The 2,913-nt window shown below is 62.0% G+C and carries 3 protein-coding genes and 1 pseudogene; 3 read left to right on the top strand and 1 reads right to left on the bottom strand.

Annotated features, from left to right (window positions below):
- Positions 1–210: pseudogene (locus AC1DW9_RS36435) on the bottom strand (IS110 family transposase); the annotation flags it as partial.
- A 117-nt stretch (positions 211–327) separates the two neighbouring features.
- On the opposite strand from AC1DW9_RS36435, the gene AC1DW9_RS36430 reads away from it, so the two are divergent.
- The 3 genes from AC1DW9_RS36430 to AC1DW9_RS36420 all read left to right on the top strand — a co-directional run bounded on the left by AC1DW9_RS36430 (position 328) and on the right by AC1DW9_RS36420 (position 2,641).
- Positions 328–678 (top strand): transposase, encoded by a 351-nt coding sequence (locus AC1DW9_RS36430; RefSeq protein WP_476777553.1) that lies wholly within the window; start codon positions 328–330, stop codon positions 676–678.
- Positions 627–1,475 (top strand): IS3 family transposase, encoded by an 849-nt coding sequence (locus tag AC1DW9_RS36425; protein WP_476777554.1) that lies wholly within the window; start codon positions 627–629, stop codon positions 1,473–1,475. The genes AC1DW9_RS36430 and AC1DW9_RS36425 overlap by 52 nt, the downstream gene beginning before the upstream one ends.
- Positions 1,476–1,612: 137 nt before the next feature.
- Positions 1,613–2,641, top strand: a complete 1,029-nt coding sequence (locus AC1DW9_RS36420) for an IS110 family RNA-guided transposase (protein WP_476777552.1) — start codon at positions 1,613–1,615, stop codon at positions 2,639–2,641.
- Positions 2,642–2,913 lie beyond the last annotated feature (272 nt).

The raw sequence follows: 2,913 nt of genomic DNA, 5'->3' as shown, positions 1-2,913 counted from the left end.
AACCAGCATCGTCCGTTGCCGGATCAGAAGCTCGCGGACTCTGTGCAGCATCAGCAGGCTTTGCTGCTCTTCGCTCTTCACCGGAACGAAGCGCATCGTTGGACGCGTCACCGCCTCGCAGATCGCCTCGGCGTCCATCGCATCGTTCTTCTGTCGCTTGACATAAGGCTTCACATAGGAGGCGGGCATCAGCCGAACCTCATGGCCAAGCCCAGTCTGTCAAACGGCGCGCAATGTTGCCCCCCAATCTGGAGTGCGCCCCCTGAGGCGGACAGCGTGACGGCGAGCAATTGACCGGGGAGCCGGGCTTTCGAAGGATGGAAGCCCATGGCCCGACACCGCACCCACAGCATCGAGTTCAAACGCCAGGTGTCACAGGATTACCTGGCAGGCGAGACGCTCCATAGCCTCGCCCGCCGGCACGACCTGTCACGCAACCTCGTCCGGATCTGGATCCAGAAGTTCGAGGCTGGCGCCTTCGACGACGAGGCAGTCGCCGCCGATACGATCGAAGCCTACGAAGCGCGCATCGCCGCGCTTGAACGGCTCGTCGGCAGACAGGCTCTGGAGATCGAGTTCCTAAAGGGGGCTCTGAAGCACGGTCCGCGGCCGAAAAGCGCGACTACATCCGTCATCACCGGCCCCGCGGCATCTCCGTCGCAGAAGGATGCCGGCTGATGGGGATCGCGCGCTCGACCTACTACGACAAGCCGGCCGTGAGCATCGACGACACCGCACTCGTCGAGACTATGGCCGCGATTTCCGAGAGCTTCGAAGCCTATGGTTATCGACGGATGCGAGCGGCGCTGCGCCATCGCGGTTTCGTCGCCAATCACAAGAAGATTAGGCGCCTGATGCGCGAGCACGATCTTCAGCCGCGTCGGCGCCGGCGCTATATCGCCACCACCGATGGCGATCACGAACTGCCCATCTTCCCGAACCTGGCGAAGGATATCGTGCCGGATGGGCCGAACCAGCTCTGGGTGGCCGACATCACCTACGTCGCGATCATCGCGGGCTTCGTCTACGTTGCCGTGATCCTTGATGCCTGGTCGCGCAAGGTCGTCGGTTACGCCATCGGCCGCTCGATCGACGTCAGACTGACGCTGGCCGCGCTGCGCTCAGCTATTGAAAAGCGAAAGCCGCCACCCGGCTGCGTGCATCACACGGACCGCGGGTCGCAATACGCGGCTGGACGCTACCGGCAGGCCCTCGCCGAGCAAGGCCTCGTCGGATCGATGGGGCGTCGCGGCAATCCCTACGATAACGCCAAGGCCGAGAGCTTCATGAAGACGCTCAAGGTCGAGGCCGTCTATCCGATGGCCTACGAGACCTTCGAGGACGTCGCAGCCGACCTTCCGCGCTTCATCGATCAGGTCTACAACGCAAGCCGACTGCACTCCGCGCTCGGCTATGTCAGCCCGCAGCAGTTCGAGGATCAACACGCCCGGCTCACGGTCAAATCCGCAGCCTGATCCTGTCTACCCGCAGGGGCGCACTCCAATCGGCGTCCAAAAGTTGCACACGATGACGTAATTGCTGCCGTCGATGCCATGACATCAGAGTGATGGACGGCAGGCAGCGGCGCCGGCCTGAGCACGGGATGGTCGTCATGAAACAGTATGTCGGGCTGGATGTATCGCAGAAAGAGACCAGCGTTTGCGTCGTCGATGAATCTGGCAAGGTCGTCTTTCAAGGCAGGGCGAGGTCCGATCCCGGCGCTTTGGCGGAACTGTTAAGCAAGCGCGCGCCGACCGCCGAGCGGATCGGCTTTGAGACCGGCGCGATGTCGAGCTGGCTGTGGCATGAGCTCAACCGGATCGGTCTGCCCGTCGTCTGCATCGACGCCCGTCACGCGAAAGCAGTGCTGTCGGTTCGAATGAACAAGAGCGACGAGAACGATGCCCAAGGCTTGGCGGAGTTGGTTCGGGTCGGCTGGTACCGAGAAGTCAAAGTGAAGAGTCCGGAGAGCCAGGCAACCCGATCCCTGCTCGTCGCGCGCTCGAGGCTTGTCGCCATCCGTCGCGATCTGGAAAACCAGATCCGTTCGATGCTGAAGGAGTATGGGCTACAGTTCAGCCGATCGATTGGAACGCAGTTCCGGCGTAAGGTCCTGGAGCTGGTTGTCGAGGGGCATCCGCTCCGATCCGTGATCGGGGCGCTCCTCAGTGTCCATGAGCGGACCTGCGAGGAACAGGAGAAACTCGATCGGCAGGTCCGGCGTCTCGCTCAGGACGACTGCACCACACGCCGGCTGATGACGGTTCCCGGCGTCGGCGTGGTGACGGCATTGACCTACCGCCACACGATCGACGATCCCTCACGCTTTTCCTCGGCCAGCGACGTCGGTGCCTACCTGGGCCTGACGCCGCGGCGAAAGCAATCCGGGGAAACGGATATCAGCGGCCGTGTCTCGCATTGGGGAGATCGCTTGCTGCGAACCTATCTCTACGAGGCAGCCAGCGTCCTGATGCATCGAACCAAGAAATGGTCGACGCTGAAATCATGGGGCATCCGTCTCTCCAAGCGGATCGGGATGAAGAAGGCCAAGGTGGCCGTCGCACGCAAGATGGCCGTGCTCCTCCACTGCATCTGGGTCGACGGCACCAGCTTCGAATGGGGGAGCGAAAAGACTGCGTAGGCGCTTCCCGCATAGACCTGCTCTGCGGATTCCGACGAATTCGGCGGGCAATTCCGATATGAATTCGGCACCCTGTTCCGATTTCATTCCGGCACCCCATTCCGATTTGAAGCCGGCAGGTGCGAGGTGATTTGCCTGGGTCGTTCGTGATGATTGTCGTGGATGGATTTGACGGTCAAGCGATCGTGGCTGGAGGGCTCTGCGACTGGCGTTTTCGCATGCTCTCGCCGGCGAGTTCGATGCGGTAGGCATTGTGGGCAATACGATCCATG

The sequence above is a fragment of the Allobosea sp. P4_E12 genome, assembly GCF_056401655.1.
Note: the sequence above shows the minus strand (reverse complement) of the source record. Positions and strands in the feature narration are given on the sequence as shown.